The organism is Arthrobacter sp. FW306-1B-F12A (assembly GCF_058781865.1).
On sequence record NZ_JBYSXD010000017.1, the window covers coordinates 30,964 to 46,786 of the forward strand.

The window sequence follows — 15,823 nt, forward strand, 5'->3', positions numbered from 1 at the left end:
AAAATGGACGGACTTGAGAACTAGGCGGTGATGCCGAGATCTTCGGCGCGGACGCGAAACGAGAGGGGGGCGCCCCGGGAAAGCCGGAGGGCTTCCTGGACGGTGCTGGCTGCCATGCGTTCCAGTTCGTTGCCCAGGGAACCGGCGATGTGCGGGGTCAGCAGGACATTTGGGTGCGCGTAGAAGCCGGAGTCCGCTGGCAGGACCCAAGGGGCGGTGACATCCAACACGGCATAGAGATCACCGCGCTCCACCCGCGCCAGCAAGGCGCCTTGGTCGACGAGGTCACCCCTAGAGGTGTTGATGAACGTGGCTCCGGGGCGGAGCCCTTCGATCCGGCCGGCGTCGATGAGGTTCTTGGTGGAGGGGAGCGACGGCGCGTGGAGGGACACGACGTCGCTGCTCGCCACGAGCTCGTCCAAGGTGACGAGCTCGACGCCGATCGCGGCCGCCTCGGCGGCGTCGAGGTAGGGGTCGGCCACCACGACGTCAAGCTCGTACGGAGCGAGCAGGCGGATGACATGGCGCCCGATCTTGGAAGCACCGATGATCCCGACGCGCTTGCGGTAGTTTCCCATGTCAGGGAAGAGCCGTTCGGGCTGGATCTCCGCGCGGGCGGTATGCAGGGCGCGGGCGATCTGAAGGACGCGCTTGTTGGCCAGGATAATCATGGCCACGGTGTATTCGGCGACCGGGATGGCGTTGGCATCCGCGGCAGAGCTGACCTGGACGCCGCGTTCCCAGCAGGCGTCCGCAACGTGGTGTTTCACGCTCCCGGCCGCGTGCAGGACGTAGCGCAGGCGCGGTGCCGCATCCAGGACGGCGTCGTCAATCATGGGGCAGCCCCAGCCCGTGATGAGGATGTCGGCCTCCGCGAGCAGCGCCTTGCCTTCGGGTGCGTGGAAGTCCTGGATGGGCTCAAGGCTCAGGAGGTTCAGTTCAGGCTCGAGGGTGTCGAGGCTGCGTTCCGGGAACAGGGCCCGGGCGGTGTGGGCCGGCATGGCCAAGGCAACGTTGAGGGTCACTTGACGCCCCCTGCCGTCAAGCCGGACTTCCAGAATCGCTGCAGCATGATGAACGCGAGAAGCAGCGGCACGATGGACAGAAGGGACCCAGTGATCACCAGGGGTGTGAATTCCGGCTGCGGTACGGCGTAGCCCTGCCAGATGGAAATCCCGACGCTGACCGGGAGCAGTTGCTGGTCCTGGAGCATCACCAACGGAAGCATGAAGTTGTTCCAGACGCCGACAAACTGGAACAGGGCGATCGTGACGTATCCGGGGAGCATCATGGGCAGGCCGAGTGAGAAGAAGGATCGGATGGCTCCGGCCCCATCCACACGCGCGGCTTCGAGCGTTTCGGCCGGGACGTAGGCCGCGGAGTAAACCCGGGCCAGGTAGACACCGAAAGGGTTGCAGAGCACGGGGATGAGGACGGCCCAGATGGTGTTGGTGATCCCGAAGACCGATGCCAGCAGATACATGGGCAGGACGGTGGCGGTGTTCGGGATGAGGACGCCCACCAGGACGATACCGAAGAAGGAGTCCTTGCCGCGGAACTGGAACTTGTCGAACGCATACCCGGCCGTGACCGAGATGAGCCCGCCAAAGACGGCTCCGAAAGCCGCGTAGAACATGGAGTTCGCCATCCAGCGGAGGAACACGCCGCCGTCTTGGCTCAGGACCGCGACGACGTTGTCAAAAAAGGCCGGGTGCCCGAAAGCGTAGGCCGCCGTTCCGTAGAGGTCCGCGGTGCTTTTGGTGGAGGCGAAGAAGAGCCACAGCACCGGAAGCACCATGTAGGCGGAACCGAGGATCAGGAGTGCGTTCACGGTGAAGGTGCTGGCGAACCCGACTCGGGCGGCCCGGCGTCGTTTCAAAGGTGAAGGCGCAAGCGCAGTTCGGGGCCGGGGGAAGGTGGTGGCGCTCATGCTTTGTTCATCCTTGAGCTGAAGCGGGTAACGGCCCAGGACAGCACGGCGGCCATGAGCGCAATGATGATGGAGGCGGCCGCGGCCTGGTTGAGGTTGTGCCGATTGAAGGCCGCGTCGTAGGCCCACATGTTCGGAACCCATGTGCTGGTGACGGACGCCGTGGCCTTGGAGATGATGGAGGGTTCGGTGAACAGCTGCAGCGTGCCGATCACGGTGAAGAGCATGATGACGCTGAGTGCGGGCAGGATCAGCGGCAGCTTGATGCTGAGGGCCGCACGGATTTCCCCGGCTCCGTCAACACGAGCGGCCTCGAGGACTTCCCGCGGAACCGCCTGCAGCGCCGTGAAGAGCACGATCACGTTGTAGCCCGTCCATTCCCACACGGCGATGTTCACGATCGACGGCAGGATCAGGTGGGCGTCCAGGAAGTTCAGCGAAATGCCGCCGGTTTCGAGGACGGAGACGATGGGACTGACTCCCGGCGTGTACAGATAGGCCCAGATGAGCGCGGCGATGACGCCCGGAACGGCATGCGGCAGGAAGACAAGGAGTTGGAACAGTTTCCGGGCACGTGCGACGGCGGCATCCAGTAGGAGCGCGAACGCCAAGGCGCCGCCCACCATGCATGGAATGTACATAGCGCAGTACAGCGCGAGGCGGCCGATGCCGCCCACGAAGGCCTCGGATTGCAGGACCTGCAGGTAGTTCTCGAGGCCGACGAACGCGGTCTTCGCCTCGCCGAAGCCCAGGCCGGATTTCTGCTGAGCGAAGAAGCTCAACACGATCGAATAGATGACGGGTGCCACCATCGCCAAGGCGAAGACGGCAAAGAACGGGGTAAGGAACAGGGCGGCGGTGCGGCCGCCGGTTCCGGAAAGGCCGCGTGGCTTGCGGATGGTTGAAGCGGGGGCGGCGGCAACTCGGCTGGCGGGCTTCGTAGGTGCTTGATTGACCATTTGAATCTCCTCGCTGGCGGGGTGGCTTGCCATGAAGCCACCCCGCCGGGCGGGCCTACTCCTTGACGGAGAGGCCGTTCTGCTTGAGTCCGCCCACCGTGGCAGTCTGCGCGGTTTCGATGCCCTGCTTGACGGTGCCGCCGGTGGTCAGCTTGCCGAAAGCATCCTTCATGGCGGTGTTGGTGAGGTCCCAGTTCGGTCCCCACTGCCAGCCGCTCCTGACGGAGGCGAAGGCCTTGTCGAAGACGGCGTAGATGTCGTTGCCGAAGTAGCTCGCGTCGAACGCGCCCTTCGCCACTGGAGTCAGTCCTGGAAACGCCAGGTAGGCCGAGCCGGCACTGCCGCGGGCCTTGACGGCGTCGGGGTTGGTGGTGAGGAACTCGATGAACTTAGCTGCAGCGGCGGGGTTCTTGCTGCCCTTGGGGATGTTGAAGCTGGAACCGCCCAGGAAACCGTTCGAGGGAGTGCCCCAGTTCGGCACCTCGGCCGCAATCCACTGGCCGGCCTGGTTGTTTGCTTTCGTACGCGACTGCAGGCCAGGGGCACTCCAGCTCGCGCCGAGGACACCGACAACGGTGCTGCTGGCCAGATCGGCGGACCATTCGTCGCTGAAGGACTGTTCGACCTTGACGATCTTCTCGTCGATCAACTTCTGCCAGTAGTTGGCCACCTTCAGCGTGGCCTCATCCTTGACGCCGATCTTCCAGGTGTCGCCCTCGGTTGAGAACCACTTGGCACCGGCCTGCCAGGCCAGGCCCGCGGTGACGACCGGATCGTTCGGGTAGAAGCTGGCGAGGTAGGCGTTCGGCGCCACTGCCTTGACCCTCTGGCCGGCCTTCTCGAAATCATCCCAGGTCTTTGGAACCTCAACGCCTGCCTTTTCCAGCAGGTCCTTGCGGTACCACATGACCATCGGGGTGGTGTCGTAGGGAAGGGCGTAGGTCTTCCCGCCGAGTTGCACCAGTCCGCGGGCTTGGTCCGAGAGCTTGTCCAGCGTTGCGGACTTGTCGATCAGTCCGTCCAGCGGCTGGAGCTGACCGTTGCTGACGAACTGGGCCAGCTGCGGGTATTCGATGGTGGCCACGTCGGGACCGTTGCCCGCCGTGATGGCAGTGGACAGCTTGGCGTAACCCCCGCTGGCGCCGTTGGGGACGGTTTCGAAGTTGACCTTGATCTTGTTCTGGCTTGCGTTGAACGCTGCGGCGACCTTGTCCATCCCGGCGAGCGAGGACCAGAACGTGATGGTGCCGGTGGGTTCTTGAGCCGGGGTCGGGGTTGCGGAGGGGGTTGTCCCGCAGGCCGTGATGAGGGCGGCACTGGCCACGAGGCTGGCCGCTCCGAGCAGAAGCTGGCGACGCTTCATTCTGTTCTCCTTTGAAGTTCACGATGCGAAGTCGTGGTGTGCCTTGAAGCACTTAACTCCCAGTGAAACGGTCAGCGAGTAAACATATCAACGGAATGAACAGAATTGAACACTAGAACCGGAGTGAAGTTGTCTTGGCTTCCGTCATTCGGCGGCCCCGACGTGAAGCGCCTGGCTCTGGGTGGAATCCCGGATATTGAGGCTGGGAGAGAGGCTCAGTCGCTGCAGCGCCGACACGCCCCGTCGCTGGGCTCCGATCCGGTTCAGGCACATCAGCAGCGCTTCGTGGCCGACGTCGTATTTTGGCGGTGCCACGGCGGTGAGGGGAACGGTACCCAGCGCCGCGATTTCGTCGTCATACGCGATGATAGCCAAGTCCCCGGGGATGCGGACGCGGCGATCCTGGCAGGCGCTGGCGAACTGCAGCGCGTCCTCATCACTGTGCACGATCGCAGCAGTCACGTGCGACTCGGCGCACCAGTCGAGAATCCCTTCCACCACCAGGCGGTGCGCCTGTGGATCGTTCAGCGCACGCGAGACGGGGCGCACCATGGTGGAGTCCTGCGGGGTCCCGGCCCGCCGCATGGCGAGGTGGTAGCCCTCGATGACCTGGGAGGCAGTGGGAGTCTTCTCCCGGACGCACAAGGCAATCCTTCTGTGGCCGAGGGACAGGAGATGGTTGACCGCGATCTCCGCCCCGCGCACATGGTCGCTGCGTACGGATTCCAGGCGGCACTCTTCAGAAATGTCGTCGATGGAGCGTTCGACGACGACAACCGGCACCGCCGCCTCAGCCAGCAAGGCCAGGGTTTCAGTTCCGGCCAAGGAAACCTCACTGGGCGTAACCAGGATGCCGTCAACGCCGTGTTCGAACAGACGGCGAAGCTGGCGCCGTTCCTCGGCCCCGGAGTAGTTGGAAACCCCCAGCACCAGCCGAACTCCCGCTTCCTGGGCGGCCGCCTCCGCGCCCCGGATAACCCCGGGAAAATAGTACGACGCGGACGGGACGATCATGCCGATCGTCGCCAGCGGGCGGCTCCCGCCCGGCCGCCCTGACAACAGAGGAACGCTGCCGGGACCCGATGGTCCCCTGGGGTTCATGCCGGTCGCGCGACGCCGGCCGCTTTCAATGGCGGACCCGGCGACAGGGACGGCACCACCTCGGACGCGTTGCAGGAGCCCCTGATCCGCGAGAGCTGCCAAGTCACGACGGACCGTCATCCCGGACGTTCCCATTCTTGCCGCGAAATCCTCAACGCTGAGGGAGCCGTGAAAAGCCAACTCCTTCAGAATCTGCAGGTGCCGGTCCTCGGGGAGCATGAGAGCCTCCGATCAAGTTCGCTTGTGTTTGATTTGTTCATTATGAACTAGAGCGGACGCTGGCTCCGAAAGTCAAGGCCAGTTGGGCCCGTGATAATTGGCCGCGCAGGAGATGTGCATTGTTGTTCAAATCAGCTACCAATGCTTGACCTCAGGTTCCTCAGGGACTTCTCCTTGAATCAGCGGACATTCATCGGAGGAGAAGAATTGATAGTGAAGTGGGCGAAAGGCTCGGCGGCGGCCGCCTGGTTGGTGAGAACTTCGTGAAAGCGAAGGTTGCGTTTTCTACGCTCGGCTGCCCGGAAGCGTCCCTCCAAGAGATTCTGGACATTGCGGCCACCTATGGGGTTCAAGGGCTCGAACTCCGTTCCATGGCAGGACAAATAGTGCATGCTGGCTTATCGAGTGAAGAGCGCGGCTGGATCCGTAGGCGGATCAACGAGGCAGGGTTGCACGTCGTCTGCGTAGCCACGTACGTACGTGTGGGCGATCCCGGGCTAAGCGACGACCACGTACTCGGCGAGCTTGAGGCCCAGAGGCTTCTCGCTCGTGACCTGGGAGCGGCAGGCGTCCGCGTTTTTCCGGGTGGGGCTGGCACGGATTCGGATGCACGCATCGCAAGGCGGCTCGCGGCGGCCGCCCTATCCGCCCCTGACATCCGGATATGGCTGGAAACGCACGACTCGCATCCCCGAGGAACGGACATCCGGCGGGTTATGACGCTATTGGACGAGATATGCCCCGGTCACGGCGTCCAAGTCATCTGGGACGTACTCCATCCGGCCGCTGCCGGTGAGCGCCCCGCCACGACGTTCGAAGCCATCGGCCCGTGGTTTGGCTATGCGCAACTCAAAGATGCCAACTTCGACGGACAGCTACGGCTCCTCGGTCAGGGCGACATTCCGTTGCACGAAATCCTCATTCTCCTCGAAGACCGAACCGAGTGGCTTTCATTGGAATGGGAGCGCCCATGGCATCCCGAACTCCCCGAACTGGCCGTGGCCTTGGCCGGAATGAGGCAGTGGTTTGAAAAACTGACGGGTCCTTAAGCAGAAGGCCATTTCCTGCATTCGCTGGATGATGACCGGAACATGTCAAGCTTCTTTGGCCCCGTTGGGGCGGGGTACGAGTGGCTCCACTTGCGCCGGCTTTTGGTCTGGCCCTGCGGGAGTGGCGTCCGACCGGATTACCGGTCCGTGTCGAATGCCTGAACCGGGGCTCACGGGTCGCGGGAGAGACCTGAGACCTATTCCTCTACTTCCGCGTGGACCATCTCGGTAGGCTCACCATTATGGAGAATTCAGAGTTGAGACCTGACACCGAAGTACTCAGCGTTCATGAGTGCTGGAAGTACCTTCGTTCCTCCTCCGTCGGCAGAATTGCGCTCGTCAGAGGCGACAGCCCGGAGATCTTCCCAGTCAACTACCTGCCTGACGAGGGGACAGTGATCTTCCGGACAGGACCGGGCACCAAACTGGATGCCGTCATGGCCGGGCAAGTGATTGCATTGGAAGCCGATGGTTTCAACACCTACGGCACAATTGCGTGGAGTGTCATCGTCAAGGGACGTGCCGAAATAGTCACGGAAGCTGAAGAACTGCAGGAATCTTCCGTTATGGAACTCTCGCCTTGGGAAGCCGGCGCCAAAAATCATCTGGTCCGGATTACGCCGGCGGAAATGAGCGGTCGCAGGTTCGTGATCAGCCCGCCATCCCAATGGTGGCCCCCACGCGATTCGTGACCGCTGGTCAGGCCGGCTGCCTCGGTCCTCGCCGACCATGGCTTCCCCGCATTGCCTTGTGCCTTGGGCTGCGTGTCCGGTGCCGAAGGGAGGACGCCGCTTCGTTCATGTCACTCGACCAACTGAAAATCCGGAAGATGGAGGACCAAAGACTCTGGGATCAATTCCCCATGCTTCGCATTCTGGAAGGGTCAAGCCGGTTCGGGCATGACCAGATTCCAGGACAAGGAGGTCAGGAATGTCGGACTTAATCAGGTGGTTCGATAACCGTCGCTCACCCATTGAGATGATCGAACGGCTATTCGAAGGTGATGTGGCAGCATCCGGGATCCGGGTCGAACAATTGGTTGAAGGCACCACCTTGGTGGTTCGCGCCGAACTGCCGGGGATCGATCCCGAGAAGGACGTTGAAATCACGCTTGGCGACGGGTTCCTTGAAATAAGGGCTGAACGGCAGGAGAAGGAGGAGCAAAAGGACAAGGGCAGCTACAGAACGGAATTCCGCTACGGCTCCTTCGTCCGCAGGCTGCCAGTTCCGGACACAATCCAAAAGGACGACGTCTCCGCTTCATACAAGGACGGTGTTCTCGAAGTGAGAGCCCCGATTCCGGAAAGGGTCCAACCCTCCTCCGCTCACAAGATCTCGATTACGCGGGAGTAGTACACACGGTCCAGATGATGGCCTGCCACGGGCGGGCCGTGACTTTCGGCCCTATCATCCGGAATCGCAACGGGTCACGCTAGCGGGGAACGAAATCACCCCTATCGCGGGAGGAAAGTCATGGGCCGGGAAGCATCCACTGCAAGGATAGTTGTTGGTGTTGATGGATCGGAAGCCTCCATAGAGGCACTGAGGCAGGCCCAGAGCCTTGCGGTGCCATTGGGAGCGCAAATCGAGGCCGTTGCCTACTGGGAGTTCCCTCAGGTCTATGGCGGCTATGTGGCCATGGGCATCGATGACTTCGAGGAAGGCGCCGGACAGGTCCTCAAGGAATCCTTGGAGAAAGCGTTCGGTCCGGGACTGCCGGACAACGTCGTCTCGCGCGTTGTCCGCGGTCAGGCACGGGAATCCCTCATTGAAGCTAGCCGGGAAGCTGACATGATCGTTCTCGGCAGGCGTGGCCACGGAGGATTTGGCGGGCTGCTGCTCGGATCGGTCAGTTCAGCCTGCGTTGCCCACGCCCACTGCCCGGTCCTTGTTGTCCATGCTCCGGAAAAGAAGTGAACGACACCGACGGCGGAGAGAGGAGACGCCTGATGGCGCCCTTGTGGTCTCTGAGTCGCCTTCTCGCCGATCCAGCCGCTCAAATGCCGTGACTTGCAGAAGCAAAATCGGCCCCCAGGAGAAACAAATGTCCTTTCCCAACATGGATCCCAGCCCCTCTGACGATGTCCGGCACGTCACGGAGGAGCTTAGCGAGGAGCGTTGCTGGGAGCTGTTGTGCTCACAGGACACAGGCCGCTTCGGCTTCAACTACAAGAACAGGGTGATGATCCTGCCCGTCAGCTACCTCGTCCATGACCGGGCGATCTACTTCCGTACGTCCGCTGCCGGGACCATCGGGGACGCCGTTCCTCGCTTGAGTTCATCGTTCGAGATTGATGAGGCGCAGCCCGAGCGAAGCGAAGGGTGGTCGGTCCTGGTCAGTGGACCTTCCTCGCATGTGCAGGAACCGGAGCTGTTGACCTATCTTTGGGGACAGGCCATGGTAGAGCCCTGGGCAGGCGGAGCAAGGAATGACTTCATCCGGATCCACGCCGCGGTGGTGACTGGCCGCCACGTACACCTAGCCTGAATCCGGGTCCTGGCGCCAGGCGTCAACGGTGCTCTCCAGAGTGCCGGGCCTGCCCGAGTCGGGTTCGACGGCTGTGCTGTCGATTCCCGTGATGGCCTCGCCCGCCTTTTCCCCGGGAAGGAACCCCGCCCGCTATTTGCTCTTCTTGACCCGGCGTATGCGGGTAATGATGGTGGGGCACGCCAGCTGGGCAAGGACTGCGTGGGCGGTCGAGCCCAGCAGGAGACGCTTGATTCCGCCTCCGCCGCGGCTGCCAAGGACCAGCAGCTTCGCCGTCGATGCGGCTTCAGCGAGGGCCTGGGCCGGTGGATCGGTGGCCAGGACCCTGTGGACGACGAGGTCGGGGTACTTTTCCGCCAGGCCGGCGACTGTCTCGGCGAGGACCAGCCGTTCTTCTTCCATGAATTGCTCGCCGAAGCTGCCCTCAGGCAACCCCCTTTGCAACCAGGCGCCGGGTATCGGGTAGGCGTGCATGACGGTCAGTTCCTGTCCTTCACGGTCTGCCTCCGCGGCGGCGAATGCTACCGCCTGTGTTGATTCCTCCGAACCGTCCACTCCGACGATGACTCCGTGGCGGTTGTGCACCGTCTCTTCTCCGACGACGGCCACGGGGCAAACGGCCACGGAGGCGATCTGCAGGGCGCGGTCGGTCAGCCGACCTCCGGGCCTGACATGGGTCCCGGAACCGATGACCACCAGGGAAGCCTTCTTGGACCTTTTGCGAAGGGCGTACCCTGCGGTGCCCGAAATCAATACCGTTCGAACTTCAACTTTCGGTTCCACCCCGGCTGCATGGGCTTTGGCCTTGATCAGAAGCTCTGTCGCGACCTTGTTGGCCATCTCGTTGTAGGCAAAGGATTCGGCCATCCAGCGGTCATCCACCGCATGCACGAGTTGCACGGGCAGCTTCAAAGCCGCGGCCCGGTGCATTGCCCAAGTCACCGCGGCGTCATTGGCCCCGGTGTCGTTGATGCCGACGACTATTGGCTCTTTCATGGCATGTCCGCTCTTCCTCGATGATGTCTTCGACCGTTGGGCTTCCACCTCAACTACCCCAGCTCTGCGGGTCCCATGGACTGGGAAGAGCTCGGACGCCACCGTATCTGCGGGGAGCCGAAGCGCCTCGTTGCCAGGTACGCCCCTGCGCCCATGATGGTGAATCCAATGATTCCGAGGGCCGGGGTGCGGGCCGCGACCCCGGTCAGGAGCACAAGGCATCCGACGACGGCGGCGAAGATGCCGAAGGCTGTGTGTCGGGACTTGGGACGCCCGGGCGTCGATCTCATCTTTGCCGCGAATTTCGGGTCATCGCGTTCCAGTTCCTGGGCGATCTGTTCCAGTGTCTTCTTTTCGTGCTCGGAGAGAGCCATCATCGGCCTCCTATGCCGGCGTGGGTGGAAACCATTGCTGCTAGAGCGGTTTGTCGAGCGGGACTGCTTCGAGGTATTCAGGGACCCTGGCGTTCCAGCCCAGCTCCCGCTTGATGCGGCGGCGCAGGGCATCGGAGGCCTCGGGTTCGCCGTGAGTGATGTAAGTCATGTGCGGGGCTTCATCCGCGGTGTGCATCCAACGAATGATTTCGTCGGCGTCGGCATGCGCGGAGAATCCTTCAATTTGTACGACCTCGGCCTGAATGGGGACGTCCTGGCCGTAAATCCTGAGTTCCTTTGCTCCGGCCGCCAGGTCGGCACCGCGTGTTCCTCCGGCCTGGTAGCCGCTGAGGATGATGGCGTTTTTCGGATCCGGGCCATAAGCCTCAAGGTGGTGGAGGATCCTTCCCCCGGTGAGCATGCCACTGGCGGAGATGATGACCATTGGCCCTCCCCTCAGGTTGAGAAGCTTGGAATCGTCTGCGGTACGTGACATGGTGGCCAGCTTGTACATGTCTTCGAACTCGTCCACGAGGAGGCGGTGTTCGTCCGGGTGTTGCCGGTACATATAGGACGCGTCGATGGCCATGGGGCTGTTCAGATAGATCGGAATGTCCGGAATGAGGTGCTTGCGGCGGAGCCGGGAGAGGTGGAGCATGAGGGTTTCCGCGCGGCCGACGGCGAACGCGGCGATCATGACAACTCCCCCGCGTTTGGCGACGCGGGACACCACCGCGCCAAGCTCAGCGGCCGCGTCCTGATCCGGGTGGCGTCGGTTGCCGTACGTCGATTCAGTGACAAGAATGTCCGCGGCCTCCAATTCCCGGGGAGGGAACATGAGGGGATCGTCGGCACGGCCCAAGTCTCCCGAGAAGTGTATGGAATGCCCGTCGACATTTATGTGGATCTGGGCGGCGCCGAGGATGTGTCCGGCTGGGAGGAAGGTGGCCTCGATGCCATCTCCCACTTCAAGCGGAGCATCAAAATCCCGCGGCTCGAATGAGTTCAAGGACCTGACCGCATCGGCCGCGGTGTAGACCGGAAGCGCGGGAACATGCACCGAGGAACCCCGATGATCAGCGTAGCGGGCTTCCTCTTCTTGGAGGTGGCCACTGTCCGGCAGCAGCAGTTTGCATAGTTCACTGGTCCCGTGGGTGGCGTAGACCGGCCCGGTGAAGCCATCGCGCACCAGTGCCGGAACGTATCCGGTGTGGTCCAGGTGCGCGTGGGTGAGCAGCACCGCGTCGATGGAACCAGGGGCGACGGGAAACGGGATCCTGTTTCGGTCGCGGATACGTTTGTAGCCTTGGAAAAGACCGCAATCGACCAGGATCCGCGTGTCCCGGGATTCGAGGAGATAGCGGGAACCAGTAACAGTGTCGGTCGCGCCAAAAAACCGCAGGCGGGCCGGGTGATTGCTGTTCATGCTGGTCTCCTCGAAATTTGCAGTGCCGGGCATCCGGCGGTGGCCGGATGCCCGTTCCGGAATTGCACGGCTACGGGGCCGGCATCACGTGGTGGTGACGGTATTCCTCGGTGCTGGGCTTGATTGCAAAGGCCGTGACAACCAGGGCGACCGCGCCCGGAATCCATGCACTCCAGGCGGCCCCTGTCATGGAGGTGAAGCCTCCAAGCCATGGCGCAAGGAGGAGGACGACGGCGAATGCGGCTTGCGCCCATTCGGCAGCCGGCATCCCTGGCATGGCCAGGTTGGTGACCCCGGCGGCGACCAGCAGGACGCCGAGGATGACCATGAAGGCCGTGGACGATCCACCTTGACTTGTCCACAGCACCGAGAGTGCGGCATAGGCGCCGGCGGCGATGACCGTCCAGTCCTGCCAACGGGTCCACTTCTTCATCTAGATCGTGCTCCTTTGATCGGTTTGGGCTATTTGATGGCCGCCCCGGTGTCGCCGGGACGGGGTTCGGGGTGCTTGGCCGCTTCGGGTTCGTGCACGACGAGAACTGGACAATGGGCATGGACGACACAGGCCGCGCTGACAGAACCAAGCAGCATGATCTTGTCCTGCCCGGTTTGCCTGGCCATGGTGTTCCTTTCCGTTCCCGCGGTTTCTCTAAGAATGGGCAGAAAATCAGCTGCCAAACAGGGCCGAAAGTCATGGCCCCGGCTTGGGTCCTTCGGCCCTTGTTTGCCGTTGGCGGGCAGTGAACAATGACATAGCCGGGAAACATGCCGGACCGGCGGGACCGCGGCCACGGGCTGCCCGACAGGAGGATCATGGAACGCCCAGTATCACCCCAAAGCGACGCCCGGGTCCTTGGCGCGCCGCCTATCCGTGTCTATGTCCTGGACGACCATGAGCTTGTCCGCCGGGGACTGCAGGAGCTGCTCGAAAGCGAAGGCTTTGTGGTGGTGGGCATGTCCGGTTCCGCGGAGGAAGCCGCACGGCGGATTCCCGCTTTGCGCCCCGACGTGTCAGTGCTAGACGCCCGCTTGCCCGACGGCACGGGCATCGAAGTGTGCCGGGAGGTGCGCTCCGTGGACCCCACCCTGAATTGCTTGATACTGACCAGCTACGACGACGAACAAGCCCTGCGGGGAGCCGTCCTTGCCGGTGCGGCCGGGTACGTCCTCAAGGAAATCGGCGGTACCGACCTGATAGGTGCGCTCCGCCAGGCCGCGCGCGGTGAGTCGTTGTTTGATGCGTCAGTGAAGGCGAAGATCATCCAGGGACTCACCGAGCCCCGGCGTGTGGATCCCAGGGTCGCCTCATTGACACCCCAGGAGAGGCGGGTCCTCGATCTGGTCGGACAGGGCCTGACAAACCGGCAGATCGGGGAACTCATGCAGCTCGCCGAGAAAACGGTGAAGAACTACGTGTCCTCGATGCTGGCAAAGCTGGGATTCGAACGTCGCACCCAGGCAGCCGTCTATATTGCCCACGGACCGGAAACGGACACCGGAACCGTCCGTTGACGGACCAGCAGACGGGAAACTCAGTGGGCCGGAACCGACCACACCAAGGTAGTCCCCTTCGTTGGGGCGCTGGTCACCTCAAACGAACCACGCAACTCCGAGGCCCGCTGTTCCATGTTCACCAGGCCATTTCCGGGGACGGCATCCCTGAAGCCCCTGCCGTCGTCTTCGATGATCAAGGTCAGCATGCCGTCTTCCACGGACACTGAGACGCTGATTGCCTCGGCCTCGGAGTGACGGACCGCATTGCTGAGGCCTTCGGAGATGACCGCCAGCGCGTTGGTGACTGTTCCGTCGTCGAGCACTGAATCGACCGCCCCCGTGAGCGTGAGGTGGGGGGCGAAGGGCAGGGACCTGGTGGCAGTGCGGACAGTCTGCAGTATCCGGCTGCTCAGCAACTCCTGCTCGCCGGAAGAGCGCAACGAGTAGATGGTGTTGCGGAGGTCCCTGATGGTCTCATCCAGTTCAGCCGTGACCGCATTGATCCGGGTCAAGGCAGGTTCGCCTGTAGTGAACCGCCGCAGGCTTTGGATGCTGAGTCCCGCGGCGAAAAGGCGCTGGATGACGAGGTCGTGCAGGTCCCGGGCAATGCGGTCCCGATCCGAGAAGACCACCAGTTGTTCACGGAGCCGGTGAATCCGGTCAAGCTCCAGGCCCAAGGCCACGTGTGAGCCGAACACGGCCCCCATCTCCACATCCGTCTTAGCGAACGGCCCCGTTCCAGGGGCCCGAACCAGAAACAGAAGTCCATGATGGGCGCCCTGTGCACTGAGATCTATCGCCAGGAGTTTTCCCTTGGACAAGCCGTCAGCCAGTCCAAGGATGTCTCCGGCCTCGTCCATGCTGGCGGGCATCCCGGTGGCGGCGACCGACCTGATGACGGCGGAATCCATGGGCAGGATATTTCCGGCGAAATGTGCGCTCTCCGTTCCCGCGGCACCCGCGACGCAGTACGAATCCACCCCTCCATCTGGAACGAGAATCAGGGCCAGCTGGGAACCGGATTCCCGGAGCGCCCTGTCGGCTATCTGGTCAAGCCCGACATTTTCCGGCTCCGAGGTCCGGTCGTCGCCGAGCATCCGGCCGGTCACATCCATGCATGCTTCGAGCCAGGACGCGCGGCGGCGGGCGTCCTCATAGAGGCGGGCGTTCTCGATGGCCACGCCGGCAGCAGCAGCCAATGCGACGGCAAGATCCTCGTCTTCGGGAGTGAAATCGCCACCCCCCTCTTTTTCCGTCAGGTACAGATTGCCGAAGACGACGTCCCGGACCCGCACCGGGACACCAAGGAAAGACTTCATGGGTGGATGGTTTGCAGGGAATCCGTATGACTTCGGATGCTGGTGCAAATCATGAAGACGGAGGGGCGCGGGTTCGCTGATCAGCAGGCCGAGGACCCCGTGCCCGGTGGGCAGCGGGCCGATGCGGCGTGCAAGGTCCTCGTCGATCCCGACTGTGACGAAGTGGCTCAAAGACTTGTTTTCGCCGATGACTCCCAACGCGCCGTAGCGGGCATGCAGTAGCCGGCACGCGGACTTGACCACCCGGTCCAGAACGGCTTCCAGGCTCAAGTCTTCGGCGACGGCCACCACCGCTTCCAGAAGCCCCCGCATCTGCTCCTGGGCATCCAGGAGTTCTCCGGCCCTGGCCAAAAAGTCCCTCAGCAGGTCTTCGATCCGGGTTCCCGTGACATGAAGGCGATCAGGCCGCACAGGATCTGGAAGAGAGCCGTTCATTTACTGCCTTTCGAGCGGTGCAGCCCACACGGGGCAGGTACCCGTGTCGTGGCAGCTGGCGTATCCGATGCCAGACTACTCCCCGAGTCTCGCGTTCGCCCAGACGCCCTTGAGGCGCGGGTCTTTGTGCCCTGTTTCCAGCTCACTCCCGGGCGTAGCCTCTCCGTCATGACGAACAAACCATCAACCCCGGAACCGGAGGTCCTGCAACCTCAGCAATGCTGGGAGCTCATGCGCGGCGTCTCGGTGGGACGCCTCGCAGTGTGGGTACTAGACCATCCAGACATCTTCCCGATCAACTACAAGGTTGACCATGGCACCCTCGTTTTCCGGACCGCAGAAGGGACCAAGCTCCACTCGGCCCTGGGCGAAACACCGGTTGCGCTGGAGGCCGACGGCGTCAACCCGGACACCGGGGTGGCGTGGAGCGTGGTCGTGAAAGGTCACGCTGTTGCCATCAAGCTGACCCAGGAGGTGCTCGATACGGTCGGGCTGCTCCTTTTCCCTTGGCAAGCGGGCCGCAAAGACCACTTCGTCCGCATCGTTCCGACGTCGATTACCGGACGCCGCTTCACCGTCACCCCTCCCCTGACGTGGTGGAGTCCCCTGGATGACGCAACGCGCGCCGGACTCGAATGACGGCGTCGCCCGGCGGGCCTAAAGCCCCTAA

Annotated in this window: 18 protein-coding genes; 7 read left to right on the plus strand and 11 right to left on the minus strand. The window is 62.9% G+C overall.

All coding sequences use genetic code 11. The features are described 5' to 3' along the window. Positions 1 to 20: 20 nt before the first annotated feature. From AC3WJU_RS10445 to AC3WJU_RS10465, 5 genes are all read right to left on the minus strand, one after another. The gene (locus AC3WJU_RS10445; protein WP_492259810.1) at positions 21 to 1,025 is read right to left on the minus strand and encodes a hydroxyacid dehydrogenase; all 1,005 of its coding nucleotides are present in this window, start codon (positions 1,023 to 1,025) and stop codon (positions 21 to 23) included. Then, positions 1,022 to 1,930, minus strand: coding sequence for a carbohydrate ABC transporter permease (locus AC3WJU_RS10450; RefSeq protein ID WP_492259811.1), 909 nt, complete (start codon positions 1,928 to 1,930; stop codon positions 1,022 to 1,024). The genes AC3WJU_RS10445 and AC3WJU_RS10450 overlap by 4 nt, the downstream gene beginning before the upstream one ends. Next, entirely contained in the window at positions 1,927 to 2,889 is a 963-nt protein-coding gene (locus AC3WJU_RS10455) for a carbohydrate ABC transporter permease (RefSeq protein WP_332602316.1), read from the minus strand. The genes AC3WJU_RS10450 and AC3WJU_RS10455 overlap by 4 nt, the downstream gene beginning before the upstream one ends. Positions 2,890 to 2,944: 55 nt before the next feature. Further along, a complete protein-coding gene (locus tag AC3WJU_RS10460) occupies positions 2,945 to 4,252 on the minus strand; it encodes an ABC transporter substrate-binding protein (RefSeq protein WP_492259812.1) in 1,308 nt (435 codons plus the stop codon). Positions 4,253 to 4,396: 144 nt separating this feature from the next. Beyond that, complete coding sequence (locus tag AC3WJU_RS10465) at positions 4,397 to 5,572, minus strand: LacI family DNA-binding transcriptional regulator (RefSeq protein ID WP_492259813.1); 1,176 nt, start codon at positions 5,570 to 5,572, stop codon at positions 4,397 to 4,399. Positions 5,573 to 5,790: 218 nt separating this feature from the next. Between AC3WJU_RS10465 and AC3WJU_RS10470 the strand changes: the two genes are divergently transcribed. The 5 genes from AC3WJU_RS10470 to AC3WJU_RS10490 all read left to right on the plus strand — a co-directional run bounded on the left by AC3WJU_RS10470 (position 5,791) and on the right by AC3WJU_RS10490 (position 9,109). Further along, positions 5,791 to 6,621 (plus strand): sugar phosphate isomerase/epimerase family protein, encoded by an 831-nt coding sequence (locus AC3WJU_RS10470; protein WP_492259814.1) that lies wholly within the window; start codon positions 5,791 to 5,793, stop codon positions 6,619 to 6,621. A gap of 257 nt (positions 6,622 to 6,878) precedes the next feature. Next, positions 6,879 to 7,313, plus strand: coding sequence for a pyridoxamine 5'-phosphate oxidase family protein (locus tag AC3WJU_RS10475; protein WP_492259815.1), 435 nt, complete (start codon positions 6,879 to 6,881; stop codon positions 7,311 to 7,313). Positions 7,314 to 7,551: 238 nt separating this feature from the next. Next, a complete protein-coding gene (locus AC3WJU_RS10480; RefSeq protein WP_284989202.1) occupies positions 7,552 to 7,974 on the plus strand; it encodes an Hsp20/alpha crystallin family protein in 423 nt (140 codons plus the stop codon). 120 nt (positions 7,975 to 8,094) lie between these two features. Then, positions 8,095 to 8,538 carry a universal stress protein gene (locus AC3WJU_RS10485; RefSeq protein WP_492259816.1) on the plus strand — a complete coding sequence of 148 codons (444 nt, stop codon included), beginning with the start codon at positions 8,095 to 8,097 and terminating at the stop codon, positions 8,536 to 8,538. Between the two features lie 127 nt (positions 8,539 to 8,665). Further along, positions 8,666 to 9,109, plus strand: coding sequence for a pyridoxamine 5'-phosphate oxidase family protein (locus AC3WJU_RS10490; protein WP_492259817.1), 444 nt, complete (start codon positions 8,666 to 8,668; stop codon positions 9,107 to 9,109). Positions 9,110 to 9,241: 132 nt separating this feature from the next. Here the strand turns inward: AC3WJU_RS10490 and AC3WJU_RS10495 are convergent, their stop codons facing one another. The 5 genes from AC3WJU_RS10495 to AC3WJU_RS10515 all read right to left on the minus strand — a co-directional run bounded on the left by AC3WJU_RS10495 (position 9,242) and on the right by AC3WJU_RS10515 (position 12,526). Further along, on the minus strand, positions 9,242 to 10,105 hold the full coding sequence (locus tag AC3WJU_RS10495; protein ID WP_284989205.1) for a universal stress protein: 864 nt from the start codon (positions 10,103 to 10,105) through the stop codon (positions 9,242 to 9,244). 53 nt (positions 10,106 to 10,158) lie between these two features. After that, entirely contained in the window at positions 10,159 to 10,482 is a 324-nt protein-coding gene (locus tag AC3WJU_RS10500) for a DUF3040 domain-containing protein (protein ID WP_284989206.1), read from the minus strand. Positions 10,483 to 10,519: 37 nt separating this feature from the next. Then, entirely contained in the window at positions 10,520 to 11,905 is a 1,386-nt protein-coding gene (locus AC3WJU_RS10505; protein ID WP_059389006.1) for an MBL fold metallo-hydrolase RNA specificity domain-containing protein, read from the minus strand. A gap of 70 nt (positions 11,906 to 11,975) precedes the next feature. Further along, a complete protein-coding gene (locus tag AC3WJU_RS10510; protein WP_492259818.1) occupies positions 11,976 to 12,338 on the minus strand; it encodes an SPW repeat domain-containing protein in 363 nt (120 codons plus the stop codon). Between the two features lie 29 nt (positions 12,339 to 12,367). Further along, the gene (locus tag AC3WJU_RS10515; RefSeq protein ID WP_492259819.1) at positions 12,368 to 12,526 is read right to left on the minus strand and encodes a universal stress protein; all 159 of its coding nucleotides are present in this window, start codon (positions 12,524 to 12,526) and stop codon (positions 12,368 to 12,370) included. A gap of 192 nt (positions 12,527 to 12,718) precedes the next feature. Here AC3WJU_RS10515 and AC3WJU_RS10520 point away from each other — a divergent pair, with 192 nt between their 5' ends. Then, positions 12,719 to 13,417 (plus strand): response regulator, encoded by a 699-nt coding sequence (locus AC3WJU_RS10520; protein ID WP_307053711.1) that lies wholly within the window; start codon positions 12,719 to 12,721, stop codon positions 13,415 to 13,417. Between the two features lie 20 nt (positions 13,418 to 13,437). On the opposite strand, the gene AC3WJU_RS10525 is transcribed toward AC3WJU_RS10520, so the two are convergent. Continuing rightward, on the minus strand, positions 13,438 to 15,153 hold the full coding sequence (locus AC3WJU_RS10525; RefSeq protein ID WP_492259820.1) for a GAF domain-containing sensor histidine kinase: 1,716 nt from the start codon (positions 15,151 to 15,153) through the stop codon (positions 13,438 to 13,440). Positions 15,154 to 15,321: 168 nt separating this feature from the next. On the opposite strand from AC3WJU_RS10525, the gene AC3WJU_RS10530 reads away from it, so the two are divergent. Next, positions 15,322 to 15,792 carry a pyridoxamine 5'-phosphate oxidase family protein gene (locus tag AC3WJU_RS10530; protein WP_059389003.1) on the plus strand — a complete coding sequence of 157 codons (471 nt, stop codon included), beginning with the start codon at positions 15,322 to 15,324 and terminating at the stop codon, positions 15,790 to 15,792. The last annotated feature ends 31 nt before the right edge of the window (positions 15,793 to 15,823 follow it).

Bases quoted from the DNA above. Each gene is read 5' to 3' on its own strand.
- AC3WJU_RS10465 (WP_492259813.1), bottom strand. From the start codon at position 5,572: ATGCTCCCCGAGGACCGGCACCTGCAGATTCTGAAGGAGTTGGCTTTT.
- AC3WJU_RS10530 (WP_059389003.1), top strand. From the start codon at position 15,322: ATGACGAACAAACCATCAACCCCGGAACCGGAGGTCCTGCAACCTCAG.
- AC3WJU_RS10455 (WP_332602316.1), bottom strand. From the start codon at position 2,889: ATGGTCAATCAAGCACCTACGAAGCCCGCCAGCCGAGTTGCCGCCGCC.
- AC3WJU_RS10480 (WP_284989202.1), top strand. From the start codon at position 7,552: ATGTCGGACTTAATCAGGTGGTTCGATAACCGTCGCTCACCCATTGAG.
- AC3WJU_RS10450 (WP_492259811.1), bottom strand. From the start codon at position 1,930: ATGAGCGCCACCACCTTCCCCCGGCCCCGAACTGCGCTTGCGCCTTCA.
- AC3WJU_RS10510 (WP_492259818.1), bottom strand. From the start codon at position 12,338: ATGAAGAAGTGGACCCGTTGGCAGGACTGGACGGTCATCGCCGCCGGC.
- AC3WJU_RS10490 (WP_492259817.1), top strand. From the start codon at position 8,666: ATGTCCTTTCCCAACATGGATCCCAGCCCCTCTGACGATGTCCGGCAC.
- AC3WJU_RS10505 (WP_059389006.1), bottom strand. From the start codon at position 11,905: ATGAACAGCAATCACCCGGCCCGCCTGCGGTTTTTTGGCGCGACCGAC.
- AC3WJU_RS10520 (WP_307053711.1), top strand. From the start codon at position 12,719: ATGGAACGCCCAGTATCACCCCAAAGCGACGCCCGGGTCCTTGGCGCG.
- AC3WJU_RS10495 (WP_284989205.1), bottom strand. From the start codon at position 10,105: ATGAAAGAGCCAATAGTCGTCGGCATCAACGACACCGGGGCCAATGAC.
- AC3WJU_RS10525 (WP_492259820.1), bottom strand. From the start codon at position 15,153: ATGAACGGCTCTCTTCCAGATCCTGTGCGGCCTGATCGCCTTCATGTC.
- AC3WJU_RS10460 (WP_492259812.1), bottom strand. From the start codon at position 4,252: ATGAAGCGTCGCCAGCTTCTGCTCGGAGCGGCCAGCCTCGTGGCCAGT.
- AC3WJU_RS10500 (WP_284989206.1), bottom strand. From the start codon at position 10,482: ATGATGGCTCTCTCCGAGCACGAAAAGAAGACACTGGAACAGATCGCC.
- AC3WJU_RS10515 (WP_492259819.1), bottom strand. From the start codon at position 12,526: ATGGCCAGGCAAACCGGGCAGGACAAGATCATGCTGCTTGGTTCTGTC.
- AC3WJU_RS10485 (WP_492259816.1), top strand. From the start codon at position 8,095: ATGGGCCGGGAAGCATCCACTGCAAGGATAGTTGTTGGTGTTGATGGA.